The 23,027-nt window shown below is 65.3% G+C and carries 26 protein-coding genes; 19 read left to right on the forward strand and 7 right to left on the reverse strand.

What is annotated here, in order from left to right; translation table 11 throughout:
• Positions 1 to 10: 10 nt before the first annotated feature.
• From CGLY_RS03820 to purF, 5 genes are all read right to left on the reverse strand, one after another.
• A complete protein-coding gene (locus CGLY_RS03820) occupies positions 11 to 2,329 on the reverse strand; it encodes an FdhF/YdeP family oxidoreductase (protein WP_038546411.1) in 2,319 nt (772 codons plus the stop codon).
• Positions 2,330 to 2,461: 132 nt separating this feature from the next.
• A complete protein-coding gene (locus CGLY_RS17690; protein WP_174411412.1) occupies positions 2,462 to 2,788 on the reverse strand; it encodes a DUF6457 domain-containing protein in 327 nt (108 codons plus the stop codon).
• A 21-nt stretch (positions 2,789 to 2,809) separates the two neighbouring features.
• Positions 2,810 to 3,967, reverse strand: coding sequence for a heme/hemin ABC transporter substrate-binding protein (locus tag CGLY_RS03830; RefSeq protein WP_081803760.1), 1,158 nt, complete (start codon positions 3,965 to 3,967; stop codon positions 2,810 to 2,812).
• Positions 3,968 to 3,998: 31 nt separating this feature from the next.
• Positions 3,999 to 4,628 carry a nucleosidase gene (locus CGLY_RS03835; protein ID WP_038546413.1) on the reverse strand — a complete coding sequence of 210 codons (630 nt, stop codon included), beginning with the start codon at positions 4,626 to 4,628 and terminating at the stop codon, positions 3,999 to 4,001.
• A gap of 17 nt (positions 4,629 to 4,645) precedes the next feature.
• Positions 4,646 to 6,139, reverse strand: coding sequence for an amidophosphoribosyltransferase (gene purF, locus CGLY_RS03840; RefSeq protein ID WP_038546415.1), 1,494 nt, complete (start codon positions 6,137 to 6,139; stop codon positions 4,646 to 4,648).
• Between the two features lie 410 nt (positions 6,140 to 6,549).
• Here purF and rpsH point away from each other — a divergent pair, with 410 nt between their 5' ends.
• The 18 genes from rpsH (at position 6,550) to mgtE (ending at position 19,853) form a co-directional block, all read left to right on the forward strand.
• Positions 6,550 to 6,948: a 30S ribosomal protein S8 gene (gene rpsH / locus CGLY_RS03845; protein ID WP_038546418.1), complete on the forward strand. Its 399-nt coding sequence runs from the start codon at positions 6,550 to 6,552 to the stop codon at positions 6,946 to 6,948.
• Between the two features lie 15 nt (positions 6,949 to 6,963).
• Entirely contained in the window at positions 6,964 to 7,500 is a 537-nt protein-coding gene (rplF, locus tag CGLY_RS03850) for a 50S ribosomal protein L6 (RefSeq protein ID WP_038546422.1), read from the forward strand.
• A gap of 2 nt (positions 7,501 to 7,502) precedes the next feature.
• A complete protein-coding gene (rplR, locus tag CGLY_RS03855; protein ID WP_038546425.1) occupies positions 7,503 to 7,907 on the forward strand; it encodes a 50S ribosomal protein L18 in 405 nt (134 codons plus the stop codon).
• Positions 7,908 to 7,947: 40 nt separating this feature from the next.
• On the forward strand, positions 7,948 to 8,598 hold the full coding sequence (gene rpsE / locus CGLY_RS03860) for a 30S ribosomal protein S5 (RefSeq protein ID WP_038546428.1): 651 nt from the start codon (positions 7,948 to 7,950) through the stop codon (positions 8,596 to 8,598).
• A gap of 5 nt (positions 8,599 to 8,603) precedes the next feature.
• Entirely contained in the window at positions 8,604 to 8,789 is a 186-nt protein-coding gene (gene rpmD, locus CGLY_RS03865) for a 50S ribosomal protein L30 (protein WP_038551242.1), read from the forward strand.
• A gap of 2 nt (positions 8,790 to 8,791) precedes the next feature.
• A complete protein-coding gene (rplO, locus tag CGLY_RS03870) occupies positions 8,792 to 9,250 on the forward strand; it encodes a 50S ribosomal protein L15 (protein ID WP_038546430.1) in 459 nt (152 codons plus the stop codon).
• Between the two features lie 522 nt (positions 9,251 to 9,772).
• Positions 9,773 to 11,104, forward strand: a complete 1,332-nt coding sequence (gene secY / locus CGLY_RS03875; RefSeq protein ID WP_038546434.1) for a preprotein translocase subunit SecY — start codon at positions 9,773 to 9,775, stop codon at positions 11,102 to 11,104.
• On the forward strand, positions 11,101 to 11,646 hold the full coding sequence (locus CGLY_RS03880) for an adenylate kinase (RefSeq protein WP_038546437.1): 546 nt from the start codon (positions 11,101 to 11,103) through the stop codon (positions 11,644 to 11,646). The genes secY and CGLY_RS03880 overlap by 4 nt, the downstream gene beginning before the upstream one ends.
• A 56-nt stretch (positions 11,647 to 11,702) precedes the next feature.
• Positions 11,703 to 12,506: a type I methionyl aminopeptidase gene (gene map / locus CGLY_RS03885; protein WP_038546440.1), complete on the forward strand. Its 804-nt coding sequence runs from the start codon at positions 11,703 to 11,705 to the stop codon at positions 12,504 to 12,506.
• Positions 12,507 to 12,721: 215 nt separating this feature from the next.
• Entirely contained in the window at positions 12,722 to 12,940 is a 219-nt protein-coding gene (gene infA / locus CGLY_RS03890; RefSeq protein WP_025251938.1) for a translation initiation factor IF-1, read from the forward strand.
• A 222-nt stretch (positions 12,941 to 13,162) separates the two neighbouring features.
• Positions 13,163 to 13,531: a 30S ribosomal protein S13 gene (rpsM, locus tag CGLY_RS03895; protein ID WP_038546445.1), complete on the forward strand. Its 369-nt coding sequence runs from the start codon at positions 13,163 to 13,165 to the stop codon at positions 13,529 to 13,531.
• A 3-nt stretch (positions 13,532 to 13,534) separates the two neighbouring features.
• Complete coding sequence (rpsK, locus tag CGLY_RS03900) at positions 13,535 to 13,939, forward strand: 30S ribosomal protein S11 (protein ID WP_038546448.1); 405 nt, start codon at positions 13,535 to 13,537, stop codon at positions 13,937 to 13,939.
• 21 nt (positions 13,940 to 13,960) lie between these two features.
• Positions 13,961 to 14,566, forward strand: coding sequence for a 30S ribosomal protein S4 (gene rpsD, locus CGLY_RS03905; RefSeq protein ID WP_038546451.1), 606 nt, complete (start codon positions 13,961 to 13,963; stop codon positions 14,564 to 14,566).
• Positions 14,567 to 14,684: 118 nt separating this feature from the next.
• Positions 14,685 to 15,698 (forward strand): DNA-directed RNA polymerase subunit alpha, encoded by a 1,014-nt coding sequence (locus tag CGLY_RS03910; protein ID WP_038546454.1) that lies wholly within the window; start codon positions 14,685 to 14,687, stop codon positions 15,696 to 15,698.
• A gap of 105 nt (positions 15,699 to 15,803) precedes the next feature.
• Complete coding sequence (gene rplQ / locus CGLY_RS03915) at positions 15,804 to 16,340, forward strand: 50S ribosomal protein L17 (RefSeq protein ID WP_038546457.1); 537 nt, start codon at positions 15,804 to 15,806, stop codon at positions 16,338 to 16,340.
• A gap of 161 nt (positions 16,341 to 16,501) precedes the next feature.
• Positions 16,502 to 17,329: a DUF998 domain-containing protein gene (locus CGLY_RS03920; protein WP_052539625.1), complete on the forward strand. Its 828-nt coding sequence runs from the start codon at positions 16,502 to 16,504 to the stop codon at positions 17,327 to 17,329.
• Entirely contained in the window at positions 17,326 to 18,246 is a 921-nt protein-coding gene (truA, locus tag CGLY_RS03925; protein ID WP_052539627.1) for a tRNA pseudouridine(38-40) synthase TruA, read from the forward strand. Before CGLY_RS03920 ends, truA begins: the two co-directional genes overlap by 4 nt.
• A 248-nt stretch (positions 18,247 to 18,494) precedes the next feature.
• Positions 18,495 to 19,853 (forward strand): magnesium transporter, encoded by a 1,359-nt coding sequence (gene mgtE / locus CGLY_RS03930; RefSeq protein WP_038546459.1) that lies wholly within the window; start codon positions 18,495 to 18,497, stop codon positions 19,851 to 19,853.
• Here the strand turns inward: mgtE and CGLY_RS03935 are convergent.
• Positions 19,822 to 20,814, reverse strand: a complete 993-nt coding sequence (locus CGLY_RS03935) for an arsenic resistance protein (RefSeq protein WP_038546462.1) — start codon at positions 20,812 to 20,814, stop codon at positions 19,822 to 19,824. The two genes, mgtE and CGLY_RS03935, sit on opposite strands and share 32 nt — an antisense overlap.
• 61 nt (positions 20,815 to 20,875) lie before the next feature.
• Entirely contained in the window at positions 20,876 to 21,703 is an 828-nt protein-coding gene (locus CGLY_RS03940) for a hypothetical protein (protein WP_038546465.1), read from the reverse strand.
• A 134-nt stretch (positions 21,704 to 21,837) separates the two neighbouring features.
• Between CGLY_RS03940 and eccB the strand changes: the two genes are divergently transcribed.
• On the forward strand, positions 21,838 to 23,022 hold the full coding sequence (eccB, locus tag CGLY_RS03945; protein WP_038546468.1) for a type VII secretion protein EccB: 1,185 nt from the start codon (positions 21,838 to 21,840) through the stop codon (positions 23,020 to 23,022).
• The last annotated feature ends 5 nt before the right edge of the window (positions 23,023 to 23,027 follow it).

A 23,027-nucleotide genomic window follows, 5' to 3' on the forward strand; every position in this document is an offset into this window, starting at 1 on the left:
TGCAGCGTACTCACTTCTCCGCGTCGGGCAGGGGCGGCATGTCCTCGGCCCGGCGTCCGGTCGGTTCCAGGCGCACCGGCGTGGACTTCGACACCGGGGTGTTGGACTTCTCGGCGGCGTGGTCCAGGGGAATCACCACGTTGGCCTCGGGGAAGTAGGTGGTGCAGCCGCCGCGGGAGTGGGAGTACTCCACCACCCGGAAGTCGGGGGCACGGCGCTGCCCGTCGGACCAGTCGGAGACGATATCGACCATGTCGCCGTCGCGCAGCCCCAGGCCACGCAGGTCCTCGGCGCCGACGAGGACGACCCGACGTCCTCCGCGGATACCACGGTAGCGGTCGTCCATGCCGTAGACGGTGGAGTTGTACTGGTCGTGGGTACGCACAGTGTTCATCATCAGCTCACGGTCGCGCAGCTGCACCGTGTCCGGCTGGTTGACGGTGAGATGAGCCTTGCCGTCGGGCGTGGTGAAGCGCCGTTCGCGTGGGCCGTTGGGCAGGTAGAAGCCGCCGGGGTGCTCGAGGCGTTCATTGTAGTTCTCGAAGCCGGGGATCGTCGCGGCGATGTGGTCGCGCAACACGGCGTAGTCGTCGATCATCGGCTGCCAGAAGTCGTCGCCGAAGGTATCGCGGCCGACGGAGCAGATGATGTCGATCTCGCTCTTCAGGTTCTCCTTGCGGTTCGCCCGACGCTTACCGGTGGAGGCGTGGACCTTGCCGACGGAGTCCTCGACGGTCACCGACTGGCGTCCGGACTTCTGCAGGTCCAGGTCGGTGCGGGAGCGCACCGGCAGGATGAGCGACTTCTCGCCCGGCCACGCGTGGGATCCGTTCGGCTTCGTCGACAGGTGGACGGTCAGCTCGTTGGATGCCATGCTCTGCTCGGCGACGGCGGTGTCGGACGTGACGCGCACGAGGTTGCCGCCGAGGGACATGAAGAAGCGGTTGTGGCCGTCGCGCATGGAGCGCAGGGCGTCGACAGTGTCGTGGCCGTGTTCGCGGGGGACGGGGAAGCCGAAGTGGTTCTCGATGGAGGTCAGGAAGCTGTCGGGGGACTTCTCCCAGATACCCATCGTCCGGTTGCCCTGCACGTTGGAGTGTCCGCGCAGCGGCGCGGTGCCGGCACCGGGCTTGCCGATGTTGCCGGTGAGCAGGAGGGTGTTGGTCATCTCCTGGATGGTGGCGACAGCGTTCTTGTGCTGGGTCACCCCGAGGGTCCAGCTGATGATCATGGTGTCGGCGCGGATGATCTCGTCGACAGTCGCCAGGACCTGCTCGCGCGGGATGCCGTGGGCGGCGGCGAGTTCGTCGTCGTCCAGGTCGCGCAGGTGCGCGGTGAGGTCGTCGTAGCCGGTGGTGAACTGCGCGAGGAAGGCGTGGTCGACGGCGTCGCGTCGCACGAGCTCCTTGTTGATCGCCAGGAAGAGCGCCCGGTCACCGTCGAGACGGACCTGCAGGTAGTCGTCGGCGAGCCTCTCGGTCCGGCCCAGGTAGGTCATCGGGTCCTGCGGCTCGCGGAAGGCCATCAGCCCGGTCTCGGGGATGGGGTTGACCGCCAGGATGCGTCCGCCGTTCTCCTTGAGCCGGGTGAAGGCGGTCAGGGCACGCGGGTGGTTGGTTCCCGGGTTCTGGCCGACGGAGATCAGCAGATCGGTGGAGTGGATGTCGTTCATCGTCACCGAGCCCTTGCCCAGGCCGACCATGGCGGTCAGCGCAGAGCCGGTGGACTCATGGCACATGTTCGAGCAGTCAGGCAGGTTGTTGGTGCCCATACGCCGGGCCAGCAGCTGGAAGACGTAGGCGGCCTCGTTGGATGCCTTGCCGGAGGTGTAGAACACCGCCTCTTCCGGGCTCGTGCGGTGCAGCTGGTCGGCGATGATGCCGAAGGCGTCCTCCCAGGTGACGGGACGGTAGTGGCCGTCGCCGGAGCTCCGGTCGTAGAGCATCGGCTCGGTGATGCGTCCGACCTTGCCGAGCCAGTGGTCGGTCTTCTCCCGCAGTTGTTCGACGGTGTACTGCGCCCAGAAGTCCGGGCCGGCCTTCTTCGGGGTTGTTTCCTCGGCGACAGCCTTGGCGCCGTTCTCACAGAACTCCACGACGTTGAGGTCGGCCTGGTCGGGTTCGGGCCAGGCGCAGCCGGGGCAGTCGAAGCCCTTGTGCTTGTTGATGGTCAGCAGTGACGGCACGGCGTTGTTCGGCACGGCGTGCTGCATCGAGTGCAGGATCGCGGGCACGCCGGCAGCGGCGTGTTCGCGTTCGCTGACCTTGGGGTGGTCGAACCGGTTGGCGACCGGGTTCACCTGGCTGGGGGACTCGTGCAGGCTGGTCATGGTATCCAGCGTATGCCGCCCGGGTTTGCCGGTCACCTCACCGGATCAACCCGCTCACGGGCGGGATGCGCGAAGCTGCAGGTTGTGACGGCGGTCATACGGTGCCGCCGTAAGGTCGTCCGGAGATACCGGTCAGTTTTTCCCGAGAGCGAGGTCGGTGACGTCCATGATTCGGACTCCGGCGGCGGCGGAATAGTTGTCTGCGGAGGGGTTTCCGTCAGCGGTGTCGGACGCTGCACGTCCGGCGGCGAGTCCGACGAGGAAGGCCGTCACCGGTGCCGCGGGCCGGGAGCGGTTGTGTGCGACGGCGGATGTCAGGTCGAGGATGCCCTTGATGTTCGTTCGCACCACGTCTTCCGGCAGCCCGAGTTCCGACGCCACCTGGTCGAGCCAGGCGTGGGCGCTCTGCATTTCTTCGGGGGAGCCTTTTGCCGGGGAGCCTTCTGCAGGAGTGTTCATGTTTCCGACGCTACCCGGCGTCTATTCGGCGTCACCACCGTACAGGGCGGCCGCAGCGGTGAGCAGCATCTCGCCGGACTGTGGTCCGAAGCTCAATGACTGACTGTCCGGAATGGCCAGGACCCGCTCGTTCTTGCCCGCCGTGGTCTGGGCGATACCGGGCTTGGCCAGCAGTCCGTCCAACCCACCGGTGGAGTCCAGTCCGGCGGACATCATGACCAGCACGTCGGGGTTCAGATCCGCCAGCGATTCGGCATTGGCGGGCGACGCCTGCCCGATGCCCTCCTCTTTGGCGGCATCGACACCACCGAGTGCTTCGATGAGGTCGTCGGTGCCGTCGTCCGGCCCGAGGATGTAGAACACGCCGCCGTCGCCGCGGGCGTACAGGAAGGCCATGCGCAGAGGACCACCGGAAACCGCGTCGTCGGTGGCGCGTCGGATGGCTTCGACGGCGCGGGAGATTTCAGCGTCGGCACGTTCGCCGAGTCGCTCGCCGTTCTGCGCAAGCCCGACGATCCCGGCAATCGTGTCGATATCGCTGCTGACGGTGTCGATCGTATGTTCCGGATTGATCTTGACCACCGGCACTCCGGCATCCCGTAACTGGTTGAGAGCATCGCCGGGCCCGATGCTGCCGTCGACGATCACCAGCGACGGGTTGAGGTTCAGCACGGCCTCGGCGTTGATGGAGTGTCCGCCCTGGGTGACCACCGGAAGATCCTGCAGGCTCGGCTCGGTCGACGACACGGTGCGCCCCACGATGTTGTCCCGCAGCCCCAGCCCGGCGAGCGTTCGCGAGATCGTGCCGTAGATGTCCAGGGGGATGATGCGTGAGATGTCGTCGACGGTGACGTCCCGGCCGTCGGCATCTGTCAGATCGACGGGAAGGTCGGCCTCCTCGGCGGTCTCCCCGTCGACCGGAGTGACGTCGCCGACGGTCTCCGCGTGGGAGACGCCGTGACTCTCGTGCGCCTCTGGCAGGCCGTTGTCCACCATGTGGGTGAATGTGTCGAGGGCGGTGTCGAAGGAGGTCTCCTCTGCCTGTGCGGTCTGCCCGGCGCCGTTGTCAGCACCGATGCCGCAGGCGGTGAGCGAGCCCGTCACCAGCACGGCAGCAGCGACGGCGGCGCTGATCGTGGCGACAGCACGGTGCAGGGAGGACGGTCGACGTGTGGACATGGGACGAAATTAGCACATGCTTACCCGACGGTCAGTGGGGCGGGGGAGGGGGTCCACCGAGGGCATGGCGTGAATGGGCGGCGAGTTCGCGGGCCAAGGCGGGCATCTCCCGGTGCCACGATGTACCCGCCGAATCATCCGCGGCGTCGCTGATGATCTTGGCCAGCTGCACAGGGACACCGAACCACTGTGCCACCGCCGCTACCGCGTAACCCTCCATGTCGACCAGGTCGGCGTCCTGTGCCAACCGGTCGCGGGTCGCACCGTCCTCGACGAACACGTCGCCGGTGGCGAGGGTCAGACCGGCGGGTGGATCAGAGCGGTCCGTCCCGAGGTCGATCGGCGGGTACTCGTCCCTGCCGGTCAACGCGGCGACACCGGTGTGGGAGAAATCGTGCAGGATGACCCGGTCAACGCGGTGGACTCCGGTGAGCCCCGGACGGAGGGCGCCGGCGGTGCCGACATTGATGATCGCGCTGGGCAGCCCACCCGCCCGCAGATAGCGGTGCAGGCAGTCGGTCAACGCGAGCGTGGCGTTGAGCCGTCCTATGCCGGTCATGAGGACCGGGGCGTCCTCATCCATGTCGGCGGCCTCGGCCGCGACGGCGACGACGATGAGCGGCTGGCCGGGAACGACTCGGCCCTGGAAGAGTTCGAGCATAGGGCCCAATCTACCGCTCAGGAGACCTGGTTGTCGCGGACCCACTCCAGGTATTCGTCGGTGACGGTGCCGGTGACATACCGACCGTCGAAACAGCTCATGTCCAGGCCGTCAAGCTGTGCGTCCGTCTGGCCGTCGAGGATCGCACCCTCAAGGTCCTCGACTTTCTGGTACACGAGGTGGTCGGCGCCGAGGACCTTGCAGACCTCGGGTACGGACCTGCCGGCGGCGACGAGTTCGTCGCGGTCGGGGATGTTGATGCCGTAGACGTGCGGATGCCGGATCGGAGGCGCCGCGGACGCGAAGCTGACTTTCCGGGCGCCGGCAGCACGGGCCATGGCGATGATTTCGTAGCTGGTCGTGCCGCGGACAATGGAGTCGTCGATGAGCAGCACATGTTTACCGGCGAACTCCGAGGACATGGCGTTGAGCTTCTGCCGCACGCTCTTCTTGCGCACCGCCTGTCCCGGCATGATGAAGGTCCGTCCAACATAACGGTTCTTGAAGAATCCCTCGCGGTAGGGGAGATCGAGGACCCGGGCGACCTCCATCGCCGCCGGGCGGGCCGAGTCGGGGATGGGCATGACGACGTCCACGTCATCGGTAGGGACATGCTCGGCGATGGTGTTCGCCAGCCGTGCGCCCATCCGCAGCCGCGAATCGTAGACGCTGATGCCGTTCATCACCGAGTCCGGCCGGGCCAGGTAGACGTACTCGAAGGAACAGGGCTCCAGGCGGGCGTCGGTGACACACTGCCGTGAGTACAGGGTGCCGTCCGCGGTGATGAACACGGCCTCGCCCGGGGCGATTTCACGCTCGAGTTCGTAGTCGGCGTTCTCCAGTACCAGCGACTCACTGGCGACGACCCATTCGTCATGCCCGCCGACGGCGTGGGAACCACCCGTGGCAGTCGGGCGGCGGCGTCCCAGCACCAGTGGACGGATCCCGTTGGGGTCCCGGAAGGCCAATAGTCCGTGGTGGGCGATCAGGGAGATCACACCGTAGGCACCTTCGATCCGGCCCATCGTCGCCGTGACCGCATCGAAGATGCCGTCGGCGTTGAGGTCGTCCGGCCCGGTGGTGGACTGCAGCTCATGGGCCAGGACATTCAGCAGCAGCTCTGTGTCGCTGGAGGTGTTGAGGTGACGGCGGTCGCGGTGCCGCATCTCGGTGGTCAGCTCACGGGTGTTGGTCAGGTTCCCGTTGTGCACCAGGGTGATGCCGTAGGGGGAGTTGACGTAGAAGGGCTGTGACTCCTGCTCATTCGAGGCGGCGCCGCGGGTCACGTAACGGACGTGACCCAGGCCGGCGGTGCCGAGCAGTGACCGCATGTCACGGGTACGGAAAGACTCGCGCACCATGCCGCGGGCGCGGAAGAGGTGCATGTGTCCCCCCTCCTCGGCGGTCGCCATGCCCGTCGAATCCTGCCCGCGATGCTGCAGGAGCAGTAGAGCGTCGTAAATGTCCTGGTTGACCGGCTGGTTTCCCACCATGCCGACGATGCCGCACATTGCGCTGAGGTGTCCTCACTGTGTCCCGGAAGATGGATGCAGGTGTAGAGCCTACGCCCATAGTTGACCATAACAACGATCGGGCGGGGATCAGGGAGGGGATCGGGAAGGTCGCAGGATGCTGGACCACCGCGGTTTTGCCTTTATTTTCCCAGGTTGGTAACGTGAACGGGTCTCGCTGTGGGGTTGCCCTTGTCTGCCAAGGATGACGCGCGCCGCTGCAGCATGTCGAGACTCCTGAACATGAACCACTTTGTCGCAGGCCCACCGCCTATTGCGGCCGCGCGGAACACAAGGCAGCGAGCAAGCCGGACTACTGAGTCCGGGGAGCGTTGAGTTGCCGGACACAAATGCGCGGTGACGCCCGGGTGGACGGGGAACCGTGACGAGAAAGGCTAGAGGTCACTTCCATGACCATGACTGACCCCATCGCGGACATGCTGTCCCGCGTGAGGAACGCGTCCAACGCGTACCACGACAGCGTCTCGATGCCGTCCTCGAAGATCAAGGCCAACATCGCCGAGATCCTCAAGTCCGAGGGCTACATCGCCGACTATGCCGTCGAGGACGCCTCGACCGGCAAGAAGCTCACCCTGGAACTGAAGTACAGCACGTCCCGCGAGCGTTCGATCGCAGGGCTGCGTCGCGTGTCCAAGCCGGGCCTGCGCGTGTACGCCAAGTCCACCAACCTCCCGAAGGTCCTCGGCGGCCTGGGCGTGGCGATCATCTCCACCTCCAACGGCCTGCTGACCGACCGTCAGGCGACCGAGAAGGGCGTGGGTGGGGAAGTCCTCGCCTACGTCTGGTAGAAGGAGGACGAAGCAATGTCACGAATCGGTAAGAACCCCGTGGCCGTTCCCGCCGGCGTCACCGTCGCCATCGACGGCCAGAACGTCGAGGTCAAGGGCCCCAAGGGTACTCTCTCGCAGGTCATCCCGGCACCGATCTCCGTTGTCCAGGAGGACAACGAGCTCGTGGTCAGCCGTCCGGACGACCACCGCAAGAACCGCTCCCTGCACGGCCTGTCCCGCTCTCTCGTCAACAACATGGTTGTCGGCGTGACTGAGGGCTACACCACCAAGATGGAAATCTTCGGTGTCGGCTACCGCGTCCAGGCCAAGGGCAGCAACCTCGAGTTCGCCCTCGGCTACTCCCACCCCGTCCTCATTGAGGCTCCGGAGGGAATCACCTTCGCGGTCGACGGAAACACCAAGTTCTCCATCACCGGTATCGATAAGCAGCAGGTCGGACAGATCGCCGCAAATATCCGTCGTCTCCGTAAGGACGACCCCTACAAGGGCAAGGGTATCCGCTACGCGGGCGAGCAGATCCGTCGCAAGGTCGGAAAGACGGGTAAGTAGAGATGGCACAGAGTACTGCAACCAGCAAGCGTCTCCCGGTGGGCAAGGACATCTCCACCCGCCGACGCGTCGCACGCGCACGTCGTCACTACCGTCTGCGCAAGAACATCTCCGGTACCCCCGAGACCCCGCGTCTCGTGGTGCACCGCACCTCACGTCACATGCACGTCCAGGTCATCGATGACACCAAGGGTCACACCCTGGCCGCTGCGTCGACGATCGAGCCCGACGTCCGTGCACTGGACGGTGACAAGAAGGACCGTGGCGCTCGCGTCGGTCAGCTGATCGCCGAGCGCGCCAAGGCTGCCGGAGTCGAGACCGTCGTCTTCGACCGTGGTGGCTACCAGTACCACGGCCGGGTCGCCGCCCTGGCAGACGCCGCCCGTGAAGGTGGTCTGAAGTTCTAATGCGCAACGACAACATTTTCACCGACGGAAGGACTGCGTGATGTCGGAACGTGATCGTAACGGCGGACGCACCGCCGACAGCAACAACAAGGACAACCGGGACAACCGGGGCCGTGGCAACAACGGTGGTCGTGACGACCGTCGCGGTGGCCGTCGTGACCAGCAGGACGAGCGCTCGCAGTACCTCGAGCGCGTCGTGACCATCAACCGCGTCTCCAAGGTCGTGAAGGGTGGTCGTCGCTTCAGCTTCACCGCCCTCGTGATCGTCGGTGACGGTCAGGGCATGGTCGGCGTCGGCTACGGCAAGGCCAAGGAAGTTCCCGCCGCGATCCAGAAGGGTGCCGAGGAAGCTCGCAAGAACTTCTTCCGCGTCCCGATGATCGCCGGCACCATCACCCACGAGGTCCAGGGCGAAGCCGCCGCTGGTGTCGTGTGGATGAAGCCTGCTGCACCGGGTACCGGTGTCATCGCCGGCGGTGCCGCCCGCCCCGTGCTCGAGTGTGCCGGCGTTCAGGACGTTCTGTCGAAGTCCCTGGGCTCCGACAACGCCATCAACGTCGTCCACGCCACCGTGGACGCACTCAAGCAGCTGGTCCGCCCCGAAGAGGTCGCTGCCCGTCGCGGTAAGTCCCTCGAAGAGGTCACCCCGGCACCGATGCTGCGCGCCCGCGCTGCAGGACAGGGAGCGTGATTGAGATGGCACTGAAGATCACCCAGCTCAAGGGCACTGTCGGAACCATTCCTAAGCAGCGGAACTCGCTGCGCTCGCTTGGCCTGAAGCGTATCGGCCAGTCGGTCATCCGTGAGGACGGTCCCATCGTCCGCGGTCAGATCAACACCGTGCGCCACCTGGTCCAGGTCGAGGAAGTAGCAGGGGAGTAACAATGAGCGAACCCATCAAGCTGCACGACCTCCGGCCGTCCAAGGGTGCCAACACCGCCAAGACCCGCGTCGGTCGTGGTGAGGCATCCAAGGGCAAGACCGCCGGTCGTGGTACCAAGGGCACCCGAGCCCGCAAGCAGGTTTCTGCCGCCTTCGAGGGTGGCCAGATGCCGCTGCACATGCGTCTGCCGAAGCTCAAGGGCTTCAAGAACCCGGCGAAGGTCGTCTTCCAGGTCGTCAATGTCTCTGACCTGGCCAAGGCTTTCCCCAAGGGTGGCGACGTGACCGTGGCGGACATCGTGTCCGCCGGCCTGGTCCGCGTGAACCAGCCCGTGAAGGTTCTGGGCGACGGCGAGATCTCCGTGGCACTCAACGTGACCGCGGACAAGTTCTCCCGGTCCGCCAAGGAGAAGATCGAGGCAGCGGGCGGCAGCGTCGCCAACGCCTCCGAGGCTTCCTAGTCGGAACCTCTGTCGCACACTGATTCTCTGAGTGTGTGGCTCGCAGAAGCCCCGTTCCCCGCTGACGATCAGCGGGGGACGGGGCTTCTGCCTGTGCGGGGCAGGTCCGGGGAGACAGGGTGTGGTGGCAGAGGCGGCGGTCGTGCGGCAGAGGCACCGGGGCGATTCGAGTACCGGAAACAACCGTCACCTCTGTCGTCCTGCCGATCACTCTGCCACGTGCTGGTGGCGTGTGCGGTGCGGTGAGAACGGCCCTGTGCCGGCACATCGGGTCAGCCCGCTATCGTCGGTGACGTCCTACGAACGGCTCCGAGTCCGCGTAGTTGGTCACGGAAGTGTAACCTTCCAGGCGACCCCTGCTATTCTTGTGCAGTTGTCTGTCCCCCGCGGGCCACGCCCTTCTGACACCGGGCGTCACCGGCAGGGGATTCAGTGACCGAACACTTACCCCAAGTAGAAACCTTCGGCGGCCCGCCCCGGGAGTGGTACTCCCGACAGTGACTGCCGAGCCAGGAGGCAAACGTGACCGCCTTGCTCTCGGCGTTCCGGGATGCTGATCTACGCAAGAAGATATTCTTCACCCTTGCGATGATCATCCTCTACCGGATCGGAGCACAGATCCCGACCCCCGGTGTCGACTACGCGGAAGTCACCTCGCAGGTCCGTTCGCTGACCGAGGACGGCTCGAACAGCATGTACACGCTGATCAACCTGTTCTCCGGTGGCGCATTACTCCAGCTGTCGGTTTTCGCGATCGGCATCATGCCGTACATCACCGCGTCGATCATCGTGCAGCTGTTGACCGTGGTGATCCCCCGCTTCGAACAGCTGAAGAAGGAGGGGCAGTCCGGCCAGGCGAAGATGACCGAGTACACCAGGTACCTGACGGTCGCGCTGGCGTTGCTGCAGTCTGCGGGCATCGTCGCTCTTGCCGACCGTCAGCAGCTGCTGGGCGCCAATGTCCGCGTCCTGCACGAGGACATCGGTGTCTTCGGTCTGATCACCATGGTCACCATCATGACGGCCGGTGCCGTGCTGGTGATGTGGTTCGGTGAGCTGATCACGGACCGGGGTGTCGGTAACGGTATGTCGCTGCTGATTTTCGCCGGTATCGCCACGCAGCTTCCCGCCCAGGGCATGCAGATTCTGCGCAGCTCCGGTGGATTCGTCTTCGCCGGCGTCATCGTCGCTGTGCTGGTGCTGGTGATCGCGGTCATCTTCATCGAGCAGGGGCAGCGCCGGATTCCGGTGCAGTACGCCAAGCGCATGGTCGGCCGCCGCCAGTACGGTGAGACCTCGACGTACCTCCCGCTCAAGGTCAACCAGGCCGGCGTGATCCCGGTGATCTTCGCCTCCTCGATTCTCACGGTCCCGATCCTGATCACCCAGATCATCCAGTCCGGTGACGCCGGGCAGGAGGACAACTGGTGGAACCGGAACGTGATGACCATGCTCTCGGACCCGTCGAGCTGGCCCTACATCCTGATCTTCGCGTTGCTGATCATCTTCTTCTCCTACTTTTACGTGTCGATCCAGTACGACCCGAATGACCAGGCCGACAACATGAAGAAGTACGGTGGGTTCATCCCGGGCATCCGTCCGGGCCGACCGACGTCCGAGTACCTCTGGTACGTCATGACCCGACTGCTGCTCGTTGGCTCGGTGTATCTCGCCGTTATCGCCGTTCTTCCGAACGTGGCGATTACGATGGGACTCGCCTCTGACGGCGCGGCCTCAAGTCTGGGCGCGTTCGGTGGTACCGCTATCCTGATTATGGTCTCGGTTGCTCTGACCACGGTCAAGCAGATCGAGTCCCAGCTCATGCAAGCCAACTACGAAGGATTCCTCAAATGAGACTCGTTCTCCTCGGCCCTCCCGGTGCAGGTAAGGGTACGCAGGCCGCCATCCTCGCCGACTCGCTGGGCGTGCCGCACATCTCCACGGGTGATCTCTTCCGCGAGAACATCTCCAAGGAGACCGACCTGGGTCGTCAGGCACAGGAGTACATGGATGCCGGCAAACTCGTCCCGACCTCGGTCACCGCGGACATGGTCAGCAAGCGCCTCGACCAGAAGGACGCCGCCGACGGCTTTCTGCTGGACGGCTTCCCGCGCACGGTGGAGCAGGCCGAGATCCTCTCTGAGATCCTCGAGCGCAAGGGCACTGCACTGAACAACGTGCTCAACTACCAGGTGTCCGAAGATGTCGTTGTCGAGCGCATGCTCGCCCGCGGGCGCAGCGACGACACGGAAGACACGATCCGTACCCGTCTGCAGGTCTACCGCGACGAAACCGCCCCGCTGATCGACTACTACGCGGACATCATCGTCAACGTGGACGCTGAGGGCACCGTGGAGGACATCTCGTCCTCGACGCTCGACGCCCTCGACCGGTAGCAAGCCCGGTACCAGGCCCGGTAACGGGACCGCTAGAACGCACTGATTGGTTGTTGATGGGTTTCCGCAGGAAGAGCAAGATCATCAGGGGGAAGACCCCGGGCGAACTCGACGCGATGCAGGCGTCCGGAGAGATCGTGGGACGCGCACTCCAGGCTGTCCGCGCCGCGGCTGCCGCCGGTGTCAGTACCCTCGACCTGGATGCCGTCGCCGAGGAGACGATCCGTGCCGCTGGCGCGGTACCGACGTTCAAGGGGTACGGCGGTTTCCCGGGCAGCATCTGTTCCTCGGTCAACGACATGATCGTCCACGGTATTCCTGATGCGGCCACCGTCCTGAAGGACGGGGACCTGGTGTCCATCGACTGCGGGGCAACACTGGACGGCTGGGTCGGCGACTCGGCCTGGTCATTCGCCGTCGGTGGCGATGACACCCTCGCCCCCGAGACCCTGAAGCTGAATCAGGCCACTGAGTGGGTCCTCTACGAGGGGATGAAGGCGATGGTCCCGGGCAACCGGCTGACTGACGTCTCATGGGCGCTCGAGGAAGCCACGGAGCGTGCCGAGGAGAAGTTCGGCGTGTCGCTCTACATCGTCGACGGCTACGGTGGTCATGGCATCGGCCACGAGATGCACGAGGACCCGTACCTCGCCAACGAAGGCGCACCGGGTAAGGGGCCGCACATCGAGGCGGGCAGCACACTGGCCATTGAGCCGATGCTCGCTCTCGGTACGGTCGACTCCTACGTGCTGGACGACGACTGGGGAGTCAAGACCTTGGACGGCTCTCCCGCCTCGCACTGGGAGCACACCGTGGCGGCCACCGATGACGGCCCCCGGATCCTCACTCCCCGGTACTGATCCTTCCGGTCACCTCCCCGCTCGACCTTCGGACACCGACGCCGCGGCCCTGGACGTGACGAATGCACGCGCATTTGTCATGTCCAGGGCCGATGCCGTATCGTCAACCGTTGGTGTGGACACGTGGGCACTGCGAGACCGCAGACTGCCCGGCACACCATCGAGACCAGACCTAAAGGTCCGTCGTCAGTGACGGGCCGGGAAAAGTGGAGGATATGGCTAAAGAAGGCGCCATCGAGGTTGAGGGCAAGATCATCGAGCCCCTGCCGAACGCGATGTTCCGCGTTGAGCTGGACAACGGGCACAAGGTGCTCGCTCACATTTCCGGCAAGATGCGTCAGCACTATATCCGTATCCTCCCCGAGGACCGGGTCGTCGTGGAGTTGTCTCCTTACGACCTGACCCGTGGCCGGATCGTCTACCGCTACAAGTAGACAGTCCGCCACGCCCAGCGCTGGTCGCACAGTCATTCAGCCTCCACACATCCAGCCGGTGGCCCATTGAACCCTTCCGAGGGCTCTCGGGTACCGGACAACCACCTTCGGCCGCGGCGGCTGAAGCCCGCCGTCCCGTTCCTGCCCTCTGCGGCAGGGAAGGACGGAACCACGGGACGTGTGTGGAGAAAACCGCCGCAGTAATCCGGAAGGAACTGCCATATGGCACGCCTTGCTGGTGTTGACCTCCCGCGCGACAAGCGCATGGAGGTTGCACTCACCTACATCTACGGCATCGGCCCCGCCCGTGCCGCCGAGCTGCTGGAGAAGACCGGCATCTCTCCCGACCTGCGGTCCAAGGACCTCACGGACGAGCACATCTCCACTCTGAGGGACGCGATCGAGAGCACCTGGAAGGTCGAGGGCGATCTTCGCCGCGAGGTCCAGGCTGACATCCGTCGCAAGATCGAGATCGGTTGCTACCAGGGCATCCGCCACCGTCGTGGCCTGCCTGTGCGCGGTCAGCGCACGAAGACCAACGCTCGTACGCGTAAGGGCCCGAAGAAGACGATCGCAGGAAAGAAGAAGTAGTCTATGCCTCCCAAAGCACGCTCCGGCGCGCGCCGTACCGGCCGTCGCGTCGTAAAGAAGAATGTGGCGCACGGCGCCGCATACATCAAGTCCACCTTCAACAACACCATTGTGTCCATCACGGACCCGAAGGGTGCTGTCATCTCCTGGGCCTCCTCAGGACACGTCGGCTTCAAGGGCTCCCGCAAGTCCACGCCGTTCGCTGCCCAGATGGCCGCCGAGTCTGCCGCCCGCAAGGCGATGGAGCACGGCATGAAGAAGGTTGACGTTTTCGTCAAGGGCCCGGGCTCCGGCCGCGAGACCGCCATCCGTTCCCTGTCCACCGCCGGCCTCGAAGTCGGCACGATCTCCGACGTGACCCCTCAGCCGCACAACGGCTGCCGTCCGCCGAAGCGTCGTCGCGTCTAGAAGAAAGGATAGGGATACCACATGGCTCGCTATACCGGATCCGCCACCCGTAAGTCCCGTCGTCTCCGCGTCGACCTCGTCGGCGGGGACCGCTCCTTCGAGCGTCGCCCGTACCCCCCGGGACAGGCCGGTCGTACCCGCATCAAGGAGTCGGAGTACCTGACCCAGCTGCAGGAGAAGCAGAAGGCCCGCTTCACCTACGGTGTCATGGAGAAGCAGTTCCGCCGCTACTACGCAGAGGCCAACCGTCGTCCCGGCAAGACCGGTGACAACCTGGTCATCCTGCTGGAGTCCCGGCTGGACAACGTCGTCTACCGTGCAGGCCTGGCCCGCACCCGTCGACAGGCACGTCAGCTCGTCTCTCACGGTCACTTCACTGTGAACGGCAAGAACATCAACGTGCCGTCCTTCCAGGTCTCCCAGTACGACATCATCGACGTCCGGGACCGTTCCCGCTCGATGCTGTGGTTCGAGGAGGCCCAGGAGCTCCTGGTCGACGCCGTCGTCCCGGCCTGGCTCCAGGTTGTGCCGTCTTCCCTGCGCATCCTCGTGCACCAGCTGCCCGAGCGCGCCCAGATCGACGTGCCGCTGCAGGAGCAGCTCATCGTCGAGTTCTACTCCAAGTAGGACATTCGGTCGCACCACCCCCGCCCACCGCCGCACACGTGGCCGGTGGCGGTTCCCGTCAAGATCAGTTGTTCATCTCTACGGCGTCAAATAGCGGTCGCCACCAAGGAGAAGCAAGATGCTCATTTCACAGCGCCCGGCGTTGAGCGAAGAGTTCGTCAGTCCTGCCCGGTCCCGGTTCGTCATCGAGCCGCTGGAGCCCGGTTTCGGCTACACCCTCGGCAACTCACTGCGCCGTACCCTGCTGTCGTCCATCCCGGGCGCAGCGGTCACCTCCATCCGGATCGAGGGTGTGCTCCACGAGTTCACCACCATCCCCGGCGTCAAGGAGGATGTCTCCGACATCATCCTGAACATCAAGTCCCTGGTTCTGTCCTCGGATTCTGATGAGCCGGTCACGATGTACATCCGCAAGGAAGGTGCCGGTGAGGTCACCGGGGCAGACGTCGTCGCCCCGACCGGTGTGGAGGTCCACAACCCGGACCTGCACATCGCCACCCTCAATGAGCAGGGCAAGATCGACATCGAGCTCGTCGTCGAGCGCGGTCGCGGATACGTCCCGGCCGCCCCCACCACCGGTGAGATCGGCCGCATCCCGGTCGACCAGATCTACTCCCCGGTGCTGAAGGTCAGCTACAAAGTCGAGGCAACCCGTGTCGAACAGCGCACGGACTTCGACAAGCTGGTCATCGACGTCGAGACCAAGAACTCCATCACCGCCCGCGACGCCATGGCGTCCGCAGGCAAGACCCTGGTGGAGCTGTTCGGTCTGGCCCAGGAACTCAACCTGGCTGCTGAAGGTATCGAGATCGGCCCGTCTCCGATGGAGACCGAGCACATCGCCGCCTACAGCACCCCGATCGAGGACCTCGACTTCTCCGTGCGGTCGTACAACTGCCTGAAGCGTGAGGACATCCACACCGTCGGCGAACTCGCCGGACGGACCGAGTCCGACCTGCTGGATATCCGTAACTTCGGTCAGAAGTCCATCAACGAGGTGAAGGTCAAGCTCGCTGAGCTCGGCCTGGGCCTCAAGGACGCACCCGAGGGCTTCGACATCAACGACATCGAGGGCTACGACCCGGAGTCCGGCGAATTCGTCGACACCGAGGGCGAAGACATCGCCGAGTAGTCACTTCGTAGGGAATCGCCGTCGGCTGTGCTGAGTGGGACATCCGGTGGTTCACCGACACCGCGCTTGACTCAGTCTGACTAAAGAAACACACGAGGAGAAGTTATGCCTACCCCGAAGAAGGGTGCCCGCCTCGGCGGATCTGCTTCCCACCAGAAGAAGATCCTCGCCAACCTGGCAGCTCAGCTCATTGAGCACGGCGCCATCAAGACCACGGACGCCAAGGCCAAGGTCCTGCGCCCGTACGTCGAGAAGATCATCACCAAGGCGAAGAAGGGTACTGTCGCCGACCGTCGTAACGTGCTGAAGCTCATCACGGACAAGGAGGTCGTCGCCTACCTGTTCAACGAGCTCGCGCCGAAGTTTGAGGGCCGTAACGGTGGTTACACCCGCATCATCAAGCTCGAGAACCGCAAGGGTGACAACGCTCCGATGAGCCAGATCTCCCTGGTCCTCGAGGAGCTCGCGTCCGCTGAGGCGACTCGCGCGACCCGCGCCGCCGCGTCCAAGGCTGCTGATGAGGCCGTCGAGGATGCCCCGGTTGTCGAGGCTGACGAGGCCACCGACGCCGCTGCCGCCGACGAGGCAGCAGAGGCTGAGGCTGCCGAGGAGACCGTCGAGGACTCCACCGAGGAGAAGTAGTTCCCCGGTAGTCCGCTCTCCGCGGTACCTGACGATGCCCGCCCCGCCGTTGTTTACGGTGGGGCGGGCGTTTTCGTGTCCACGATCAGCGTGGTGGGCGCTGTGGTGCGGACCGGCGCGTACTCACGGCTCCAGGGGTCGGGTTGGTAGAGTCATGCCTTGTGTTGACCTACCGACTTGCCGGCGTGCTGCTGTTCCTCAGTGGCCTTGCCACAGGTTTCGGGCATATTGTCGCCCTGATGAGCTGGCGGGGGCTGTATTCGTTCACCGACAACCGCATCAGCGACTTCACGGTCACCGAGTGCCAGGTCCTGCGGGACAATCTTGGCACCAGGTACGTCTGCAACCCGTCGTACCTGATCACCAACGCGTCCTATATTGTGGCGGCCTTCATCATCGTCGTCGCCGCCGGTGTGATGTGGTTGGCGGCAGGCAGGGAAGGACATCGCTCGGTGAAGATACCTGCGGTGCTCATCGCGGGCGCGGGTGCGATGTCGATGCTGGCGGGATTGTTTCCCTACAATGTGTCACCGGCGATTCACGACCTGTCGATGCTCGTCTACGCGATCCTCATGTGGTCGTTCATGGCTTTCCTCACCGGCGTGGGGACGGCACGCTCTGCAGTGGGACGTGGCCCGCATCCGTTGATCTACGGTGCGTATCTGCTGATCACCCGCCTGATGCTCACAGCATCGGTGGTAGGGATGCTCGCCCTGCTGTTGCTGGGACCCCGGGGCCTGCCGGGAGCCTATGAGCGACTTGCCTTCGATACCTTGACCGTGTGGCTGATGGTGATCGGTGTCTGCATGTACTCACTGGGAGGAGCGGCGGACCAGGAGAGCAGACGGGTCGCCGACATGGAGGCGGCCGGGGTAGCCGGGATGGACGCCGATTCAGCACCCCGTCGCTATCCTGGCTTCCACGGAACGCTGTCATCGGGGTGGGGGCGTCGTCGTCACCAGGGTGACCGGAAGGAGAACGGACAATGACGGATCCGGTACGTGTCCGGCTGGATGTGGCCTACGACGGGACGGACTTCCACGGGTGGGCCCGTCAGAAGGGCCCGCAGGAAGGACTGCGCACCGTTGCCGGCGTTCTGGAGGACGCCTTGTCGCTGGTTGTCCGGGAACCGGTGGAACTCGTGGTCGCAGGGCGGACCGACGCCGGTGTACACGCGAACGGCCAGGTGGCACATGTGGACCTGCCGGCACCTGCATTTCGACAACGGTCGTTGGATCGTCCGGAGGCCCTGGTCCGTCGGCTGTCGCGCATCCTGCCGGAGGATATCCGCCTCCACGGGGCGACCGCGGCACCCGCGGGGTTCGACGCCCGGTTTTCCGCACTCTCGCGCCGTTACGTCTACCGGGTGACCACGGCACCGGCCGGGCCGCTGCCGCTGCGGGTCCGCGACACGGCGACCTGGCGACGCGAGGTGGACCTCGGAGCCGTCCAGGCGGCATCAGACATTCTCGTCGGGCTCCACGATTTCGCTGCCTTCTGCCGCTACCGGCCGAATGCGACCACGGTGCGCGAACTCCAGGAGTTCAGTTGGCGGGACATCTCGTCGCCCACGGAGCCGTCCACTTACGAGGCGACGGTGGTAGCCGACGCCTTCTGCTGGTCGATGGTACGGTCCCTCGTCGGCGCGGTACTGACGGTGGGAGAGGGACGACGGGACAGGGACTTCACCAGCGAACTGCTGGAGGAACGGTCGCGGAGTTCTGCAGTCCCCGTCGCCCCGGCCTGTGGACTGAATCTCGTGTCCGTGCAGTACCCGCCGGAATCGGAGCTGGCGGCACGCGTTGCCGTCACGCGGGACCGGCGTGCTCCGGTCGAGAAGCCCGGGTCTGCGACCGGGCTTGCGACTGGGCCCGGTCCCGGTCACCACAGCGGTCGTCGGCTTTGAGTTACGGAGACTTCTGTGGCACGGTAGTCGCGGACCAGAACGAGCCGGGGTCGCACCGATGGGTGGCCCGACAGACAGGGAAGGCAGGTGAGGAATCGTGAACAGTGACAGTTCCCCTGACAGACATTGCAGCGCGCCTTCCCTGCAGTACGGACGGTTGATCTGACCTGACCTGAGCCGTGTGCACGCGTGGGCGCCTTACCCCACCATGACGTGAGAGACACACGGGACTCCGGTTAGGACTCAGCATGAACACACAGCAGATCATCGACGCGATCGATCTCACTGACACCGTCGAAGAGCTGGTGGAGGCCAAGAACTTCACCGGCATCGTCGAAGCCGTCACGCCCCTGTCCACAGAACAGGTCACGGCGCTTCTCGAGCGCCTGCCGATCGAACAGCGGGCCATCGTCTACCGGCTGCTGCCCAAGGACAACGCCATCGAGGTCTTCGAGCGCTTTTCGCCGGCACTGCAGCGGGACCTGATTCAGGGACTTCGGGACGGCGAGGTCGCCACGATCTTCAGCGACCTCGACCCGGATGACCGGGTGTGGTTGCTCGACGAACTCCCCGCCGCACTGGCACCGCGGCTGCTCCACGGGTTGTCCACGAAAGACCGGCAGCTGACCTCGGAGGTACTCGGCTATCCGAAAGGATCTGTTGGACGGCGGATGACGCCGGAGTACGTCTCCACCCGGACCGACGCCACGGTGGGAGAGGCTCTTCAGCGGGTCCACGCCCAACTCGATGACGCAGAGACGGTGTACACCCTCCCCGTGCTGGACGGGAGCCGGCACCTGATCGGTGTCGTCAGTCTCCGTGACCTGCTGCGTTCCGCATCTGAGGTCGGGATCTCGGAGATCATGCAGGACGTCAGTGCCATGACCGCGTACGAGACGGCGGAGGCCGCGGCCCGACGCTGCGCCGAACTCGGCTTCCTCGCACTGCCGATCGTTGACCGGGAAGACCGCCTCGTCGGCATGCTCACCATCGACGATGCTGCACGGATCCTCGAGCACGAGGAGACCGAGGACGCTGCACGCCAGGGCGGCGTGGAACCGCTGCGTCGTCCGTACCTCGCCACGCCCGTGCGTTCCCTGGTGAGTTCACGCATCGTCTGGCTGCTGGTGCTCGCCATCGGCGCGACGCTGACCGTCCAGGTCCTGTCGGTGTTTGAGGCGACACTTGAACAGGTCACGGTGCTTGCCCTGTTCATGCCCCTGATGATCGGTACCGGCGGCAACACCGGTAACCAGGCGGCCACGACCGTGACCCGTGCGCTGGCACTGGGGGATGTGCGGCCCAAGGACGTGTGGAAGGTGCTTCTCCGGGAGCTCGGTGTGGGGATGTCATTGGGGGCGCTGCTCGGGCTGCTCGGTGGTGTGGTCACCACCGTCATCTACGACCCGTCGGTGGGGCTCATCATCGGGCTGACTCTTCTGGCCGTCTGCACGATGGCAGCGACCATCGGCGGCATCATGCCCATGATCGCCCGTGCACTCCGGGCAGACCCCGCAGTGTTCTCCAACCCTTTCATCAGCACTTTCGTCGATGCCGCGGGGCTGATCGTCTACTTCATGATCGCCCAGGCCGTCCTGCATCTCTGACGGGTGCGGCGGCCGGAAACAAGAGCGGCACCAGCCGGACCAGGAGCACCATGACCACCAGTTCGACCAGCGTCTGGGCGACGACCACCGACGGTGCCAGCGCATATTCTGCAGGCAGGGCAAGCACCAGCGGTAGCACCACCAGCGAGTTCCGTGTCACCCCGGTGAACACCACCGCGCGTCGCCCCGGTACATCCGTCCGGGAGACACGTCCGGCCACCCATCCCACCGCCGTCATCAACACGGCGAACAACACGTAGACGGGCACCACCCGGATCAACGATGACCACTGCCGGTACACCTCGCCGATCTGCGAGGCGACCACCACCGCGAGGGTGAGCATCATCAGCGGGACCATGGCCCCGCCCACCGTCGCCCGGACCCTGCGACCCGTCTGACCCGGGACAGCCTGGGTCAGTCCCGCGGCGCACAGGGGCAGCAGGATCAGCACCACGAACGCCTCGATAAAGGGGGTGCCGTCAAACTCGGCCACCACGTCCGCCCCGACGAAGAACCACAGGAAAACCGGGAGCAGCAGCATCTGTACCAGCATCAGCAACGGAGCAGCGGCCAACAGTCTGTCAGCGGCCCCACCAGCTAACCCGGTAAACACGATGACATAGTCGATGCAGGGAGCGAGAAGGACGAATAACGCCCCGACCAGGAGGACATCGTCGCCGGCCACGGGTCTGGTCACCAGCCATGCCACCAGAGGTGCCAGCACGAAGTTCACCACGGTGACGGTGACCAGGAAACTCCTGTCCCGCAGCGTCGCCGCTGCCCCGCGGAGCGGAATTCCAAGGAACGTCGCATAGAGCAGCAACCCCAGCACCGGATTCACCGCCGATGCCAGCCCGCTGTCCGCATCGGGGAATGCCGTACCGACGGCACCTCCGACCAGGAGCGCACCGAGATACAGGGAAATCTGATGCCGCTCCATCCAGACCACGAAGGTATCCATTGCCGTCAGCGTAGCGGACCGCAGACCCCGACCCCATGCCCCCACCGTCACGACGCCACCGTCATGTTCGCAGTGGCAACGGGGTGATGCCCACCGTCACCCCACCGGTACTCACCGTTCCGACGGTGAGATCGACGACGATATCCGGCAGACACCCGTCGCCCAGGTCGCCGTCGGTGTCGACCACCACCCGGCAGAGCTGTGGATGCCAGGCGGATTCCCACCCAGTGAGGGACGAGGAGAGTACGACGTCCTGACCGAGAACCCTTCCGGACGGCGGAATGGTCAGGGAGACCACGTCGGCGGCGATGCCGCGCAGCAGAGTCGTGGTCCCCGGTGGCAGGTGCAGGACGACCGGCTCGCCGTAGGCGTCCGTGCCGACGACCCACCCCGGCAACGTGGTCACCAGCAGCGGGTTCCGGGAGTCCTCGGCGGAGGTGCGGAGGCGCATTCCGTCAGGTAGACCACCTAGTCGTGACGCCAGCAGGCCACATCCTGCCGCGGCCCACCGCATCCGGTCGGATGCCGACTCCGGCACCCCGACCAGGCTGTACGTGGACAAGCGGAGCAGGGAGGCCATTCCGGCGTACGACCGTTCCACCGTGGACGTCGCCCGCGGTGCCGGGGCGACCGCCGTGACCAGCTCATCAGCGCCCCCGTCCATCCGCAGACCGTCGGCCAGCCGGTGCCGTATACACTCGTCCAGCGCGACCGGCTCCACTGCGTCAACCGGGTCGGCGTCGGTGACGTCCTGCGGGGCTCTCCACAGCCGCGGGTGCGGGACATGGACCCGGAACCACACCAGTGGCTGCTCACCGCCGCCACCGTGTACCTGCCGGTGGAACCGACGCACCGATGAAACCACCGCTGCACGCACGGATGTCCCCATGTTGTCCCCTTTGCCCCGTTTCTCACTTTGTCCCCACGATCACCCCGCGATCTGCCTCCCAGGGCGGGAGGGTGAGGTACCATCAGCAAGCATAGGCACTGTGTGCCGGGGGGGGGACAACAAGGGGATTCTCTATGAGGACAACAGGCCTGCAGGTGTCGGGCTACGCATTTCTGCTGCGACGCACGGAACTGGCGCTGGTCACCGGTGACGCACGCATGGCGCAGGACCCGCTACGCACCCAACGGCGGGCGACGGGTGTCGGCGTCCTGCTGACGCTGCTCGTCACCGGCGGGATGCTACTGGTGGCGATGCTGCGACCGCAGCCCGCCATCGACGACGCCGGCCTCGTGGCCGACGAATCCGGCACATTGCACGTCCGGGTCGGCGAGGCTTTCCACCCGGTGACCAACGTCGCCTCGGGGCGGTTACTGCTCGGGGCCGCCGACGAGGTCACCAGATCGACCTCTGAACAGCTGGGGCGCTTCGCCACCGGCCCCACGCTCGGCATTCCGGACGCCCCGGGGCTTGTCCCGGCGCCGGAGTCCTTCTGGGCCCGGTGCGCGCACGGTGTTGTCGCGGCAGCCTCTCTGCCGGATGCCGGAGCAGTAGTGCTGGAGGCTCCGTCCGGTTGGTGGCTGGCAGTCGACGGCAGGCGACTCCTGCTGTCCGACGGGCCCGTTCTGGCCCGGGCACTCGGAGCAACACCCGTATCAGTCAGCGACGACGTCCTCGGTGTCCTGGACCGTGGGCCGGATGTGGCCCTGACGTCGTTGCGACACACGGTATACAGCGGCGACCGGGTCTTTCTCGCTGGAGAAGCCGGTGTCGCAGAGGTCACCGGCGCTCGCCGCACCATCGCCGAAGCGCTCACCCCGCCACCGGTCAGTGACAGCCTGCCCACCCTGCTGTCCCGGCCGGAGGTGACCGGGACCGACGCGCTTGCCCACGTGCCCGTCGATCTGGAGTTGGCGGACGGTGCGGAGATGGGTGAGGTGTGCATCGGTGAGTACGTCGTGGCTGCCAGGGATCTGGACACCGCCGGTGTCGAGGCGCCGACACCGGATGCCCATTTCGTCGGTCCGCGGGGAACGTCCACCGTCATCACGGAACGAGGATTCATTCTGGTCAGCGAGACGGGCGTGCGGTACTCGCTGACTACGGCGGAGGATCTCCGCGTCCTGGGGCTCGTCGTCGATGATGATGCGGTCGGCGAGCCGACGGCGGTGGCGTTCCGGGTGCTGGCAGGGCTGCCTGACGGAGGAGTGCTGTCAGAGGAACGGGCCAGCCGGACGCTGGTGGGCGCGGCGGCACACTGACGGGC

The sequence above is a fragment of the Corynebacterium glyciniphilum AJ 3170 genome (assembly GCF_000626675.1).
GTDB classification, from domain to species: Bacteria; Actinomycetota; Actinomycetes; order Mycobacteriales; family Mycobacteriaceae; genus Corynebacterium; species Corynebacterium glyciniphilum.